Below are 4,516 nucleotides of genomic sequence, written 5' to 3'. Positions count from 1 at the left end.
ATGACCCAGTCCTTCCGCCAAGTACTCCAGATACTTCTCGAAGCGGTTTGACACCGTCCTCATCGCCTCTCACCCATGGCATCAAGTTATACACATATTACATTGATTTTTATGACACAGTAAGATTAAGGATGCTCTGATCTATTCCACCCGTCACTACATCCTTAAGGTGCGTATCTGTCACATGTGGAAATCAAGCCGAAGGCACGGCGGATGCGGCTGCTTGCGTGCTTCGTCGCTGCGCCACGCCGGACGATCGTAAGGAATGTAGCCGTCCCAATACCACGGATAACAGACATCGCCGAATGTTGCCTGGATCAGGTACGGAAAAATGGATTCCGCATTTGCGCTATTGCTCAGCATCAGCAGGCAATCGCGTGTGCGCTCGATACACAGCAACAGGTTGCTGGTGCCGTCATCGTGGCCTTCCTTGAACCAGGCCGGACCCCGCGGCGACTTGAACGTGCCGACACCGAGCGCATAGCTCAATGCAATGCCATCGTTGTCCGAGGTATCCGGCAGCACGATGGGAGGAAACTGCTGCACGCTGCGGATGCGTATCTCCGGCTTCAGCCACATGGCATGCGTGGCGGGCTTCAAACCGTCGCCGCGCACCATGGCGGCGGCCAGCTGCGCATAATCATGCAAGGTCGTATCCATGGAACCGGCAACATGCGCGTGACTATGCTGATCGTGCCCTAGCGGCTTGCCGGCTTTGTCATAACCCTGCGCCACGTTGGAGGCAAAATCGTCGCGCCATGTCAGCGAGGTATGCGGCATGTCGAAACGCTCAAATAGATGCGCTCGCATGTAATCGCTCACATCCGCAAGTTGTCCCTGCTCGATGGTGAATTGAAGAAGATTGATGCCTTCGCCGGAATAGCTGTAGCGTGTACCCGGTTCGAAATAGTTATGCAGCTTGCCGTGCGGATCGTAGTCCTTGCCGGGAGGAAAGTAGCGAAAATTGGGAAACCCGGAGCGGTGGCTCAACAAAATACGTGGCGTAAGCAACTGCCAGCGCGGCTCGTCCGCAAGATCGGCGTACAAGCTGTATTGCGGCAGCGGCTTGGGCAGGTATTTTCCGATCGGGCGGTCCAGGTCGATGCGCCCTTCGTCCACCATCATCATCACGCTGTAGGCAAAGGCAGCCTTGGTCAATGACGCCGCGTACATCACCGTATCAGTGCGTAGCGGCAAGTGGTGTTCGACGTCACGCTCCCCGTATGCCTTGAGGTATGTCACGCGACCATTCTCGATCAGTGCCATGCCCAACCCCGGCACATGCGCCACGCCCATCAAGGCTTGAATGCGCCGATCCAGCGCATCGCCACGCAGCGGCCGATCGGCTGCATGCGCACACAAACAAACGAACAGCCCCATAACGGTAAGCCATATGCCGAAACGCATGCTGCTCCCCTCGGTGAACGCATGGTTGGAAAAGGCTAGCCGTGCATGGTCGCGTCGTCCAGCCCAGCAGGTGTCATGCCTACAGCTGACTCGTAGCGATTGCGCCCTTTGCTCTTGGCGCGATAAAGCGCGCGGTCGGCTTCATCCAACATGAAGACAGGATCCATGGACGTTTGCGCTACCTGCGTCGCAATACCGATGCTCACCGTGACATATCCCGATGGGCAATTCGGATGAACGATCTGCAAGCGCTCGATCGCCTGGATCAAACGGTGTGCGACGTCCTGCGCAACATCCATCGTGGTATCCACCAACACCACTGCGAATTCTTCGCCGCCATAGCGAGCCACCACGTCATTGGCGCGCACCCGGCTGCTGCTCAGCGCGCAAGCCACCTGCACCAGGCAGGCATCGCCGGCAATATGGCCGAGGCTGTCGTTGTATTGCTTGAAGAAATCGATATCGATCATCAACACCGAGCAATAATTTCCGCTGGCGCGCCCCTCTTCCAGCGCTTCGCGCAAGCGCCTATCGAGCATGGCGCGATTGGCGATGCCGGTGAGCGGATCGCGCCCCACCTGCTGTTCCAGCCGCCACGCACTCAGGTCGACGGCACGTTGCCGATCCAGATGGCGGCTTTGAATGAAGGCCATGCGCAAACCGTAGAACAGGACTGCAGTGCATCCCGCCAGCAGGCTGGGGGTAAGACTGACGCGCGACGTGCTGATGCTTAGCATCACCACCATCATCGTCAGGATGATGGGCGCGAAGGAAGCAATGGTTTGCGACACTGCCAGCGAAGGATGGTACGCGCGCAACCAGCGCGGCGGTTGCCTTATCGCCACCAGCACCACCAGCGCGTGGGGAATGTCGATCAGCGAGCCGGCCCACCATGGCAAGCCATGCATTTCGATACGGTTGTAGAGCGCGGCCACCGCGGCGTTGATCAGCAGATGCGCACTGGCGACGTAATAGAAATAGCGCCAGCGAAAACTGCGCGCGCCGAGCAGGCGCAAGATCGCCATGCCGGCCAGCGAAAAGTCGATTGCGTCGGCCAGATAGATCACGACATAAATGCTGGATGGGTCCGAGGCCAACGGGCCGCTGAGCAGCTTGGTGAAAAACAGATACAGCAACGCCGCCACCATGCACGACAGCACCAGATCCAGCACGGCCATCGTGCGCGCTTCATCCGGCGCGAACGAACGGGTGACCATGAACATGCAAGGGATCACGTACAGGCTGGAAAGAACCGTCGCGAGCGCTGCCAGATAGCCGCTTTTATCGCCCACCATCATGGCCAGCACGTTGGTGCCCGCCCATAGCACCTGCATCAGCAGCGCCAGCCCCATCAGCAGCCACGGCAAACGGAGCAGCGCCGGGCTGCGCCGGTAGCGCATGAAAGCCGCCCATACCGCCGCCACCATGACCGCGATCATGGCCAACTGGGGCTGCACGGCCTCGGCATGGCCGCTCCATTTCGCCAGGCCTAGATGGGCGATCAGCAGCAGGACGACTAGCCAGACAGCAAACAAACCATTTCCCCTGAAACATGTGGCAAGCGCGGCGATAGGGCACCCATGGACAAAATGCGTCACGTCCGCAGGTGGGCAGGCCGGATGCGAGCAGGTCATCGACGATTCCAGCCAAGCCGGCGGCCTCTCTATGCGACGTCCGCAAGCGCCCTATATACACACAAGCAAATAATGGGCCTTGCCCCTCTCCCCTTCCAGCGCAGCGACCTTAACTACGTCATAGCCCTGGCGTCCCAAGAGCGAGGGCGACGCGCAGCATGATTGAAGACAGGCGAACGGGCTGCCTCCACTTGATCAAATCGATGCCGCGATGAATTCCCGCAGCCATTGATGCGCCGGATCACGATGCACGCGTTCGTGCCAAAGCATGGACATTTCGTAGCCAGGTATGTCGACGGGTGCATCCACCACTTTCAGTTGGCGGTTATCACGGACCAGACGCGCCGGCAGCATTGCCACGAGATCGGTATTTGCCACTACCTCGCGCACGAACAGGAAGTGCGGCACGGAAAGCACGACCTTGCGTGCCACGCCCACTTTCGTTAGCGCTTCATCCGTAACGCCCAGGAAACCGCCACCATCGGGCGAGACGATGACGTGTTCGAGCTGGCAGAACTGTTTCAGCGTGGGCCGCCGCTTCAAACGCGGATGATCGGCACGCCCCACCAGCACGTACCGCTCCTTGAACAGCGTGCGGCGACGCAAGCTGGGCGGCGAGCCTTCGGTGGTGTGAAAAGCCAGATCAATCTCGCCCTGCTCCGCCTGCCTGGCGATGCGCGTCGGCATCATTTCAACCACTGCCAGCCGCGTGGCCGGCGCTGCGCCGCGCAAGCCGTGCAAGGTAGGCAGCACGATGGTGGACTCGGCATAGTCGGTGGCGGCAAGGCGCCAAGTATGGGTGGCGTCGGCCGGGTTGAAGGGTTTGGCCGGAGCGATGGCACCATTGAGCACCTGCAAGGCTTGGCGCAACGGTTCGCGCAACGTTTCCGCCCGCGCGGTTGGCCGCATGCCTCGCGGGCCCGGCAGCAGCAGCGGATCGCCAAAAAAATCCCGCAGCTTCGCCAGTTGAATGCTCACGGCCGGCTGCGAGAAGTTCAAACGTTCCGCCGCGCGAGTCACATTGCGCTCGGCCAGTAATGCGTCGAGGGTGAGCAGCAGGTTGAGGTCCAAGCGCCTGAGATTACCCATGGCAATACCAGAAATATTTGAAATTAATTTCCAATATACCTGATCCATTTCTATGCTGCGGGCATTCCAAGCATGAAGGTCCCGCCATGAATGTATTGATCGTTTACGCGCACCCCGAACCCAAATCGCTGAACGGTGCATTGAAGGATTTCGCCATAAAGCGCCTGGAGGCCGCCGGGCACACGGTGCAGGTTTCCGACCTGTACGCCATGCAGTGGAAAGCAGTGCTGGATCAAGACGACAGTCTCGACGGCAAACTTGGCGATCGCTTCGAGCCGTCACGCGACTCCAAACATGCCTATCAAAACGGGCGGCAGCGTGAAGACATCGCGCGCGAACAGGAAAAGCTGCGCTGGGCCGACACCGTGATCCTGCAGTTTCCGCTG

At 59.5% G+C, this 4,516-nt stretch carries 4 protein-coding genes; 1 reads left to right on the top strand and 3 read right to left on the bottom strand.

Annotated elements, in window-relative coordinates; all coding sequences use genetic code 11:
* Positions 1-180: 180 nt before the first annotated feature.
* The 3 genes from VJR68_RS18930 to VJR68_RS18920 all read right to left on the bottom strand — a co-directional run bounded on the left by VJR68_RS18930 (position 181) and on the right by VJR68_RS18920 (position 4,130).
* Positions 181-1,407, bottom strand: coding sequence for a serine hydrolase domain-containing protein (locus tag VJR68_RS18930; RefSeq protein WP_324150191.1), 1,227 nt, complete (start codon positions 1,405-1,407; stop codon positions 181-183).
* A gap of 35 nt (positions 1,408-1,442) precedes the next feature.
* Entirely contained in the window at positions 1,443-2,942 is a 1,500-nt protein-coding gene (locus VJR68_RS18925; RefSeq protein WP_324150190.1) for a GGDEF domain-containing protein, read from the bottom strand.
* Positions 2,943-3,236: 294 nt separating this feature from the next.
* Positions 3,237-4,130, bottom strand: a complete 894-nt coding sequence (locus VJR68_RS18920) for a LysR family transcriptional regulator (protein ID WP_324150188.1) — start codon at positions 4,128-4,130, stop codon at positions 3,237-3,239.
* A gap of 86 nt (positions 4,131-4,216) precedes the next feature.
* Between VJR68_RS18920 and VJR68_RS18915 the strand changes: the two genes are divergently transcribed.
* Positions 4,217-4,516 (top strand): NAD(P)H-dependent oxidoreductase (locus VJR68_RS18915; RefSeq protein WP_324150187.1); only part of this gene is annotated, 300 nt, incomplete at its 3' end.

It is taken from the genome of Dyella sp., from assembly GCF_035277725.1.
Taxonomy (GTDB): domain Bacteria; phylum Pseudomonadota; class Gammaproteobacteria; order Xanthomonadales; family Rhodanobacteraceae; genus Dyella_B.
The sequence above is the reverse complement of the archived record's forward strand: the minus strand, read 5'-3'. Positions and strand labels throughout refer to the sequence as shown.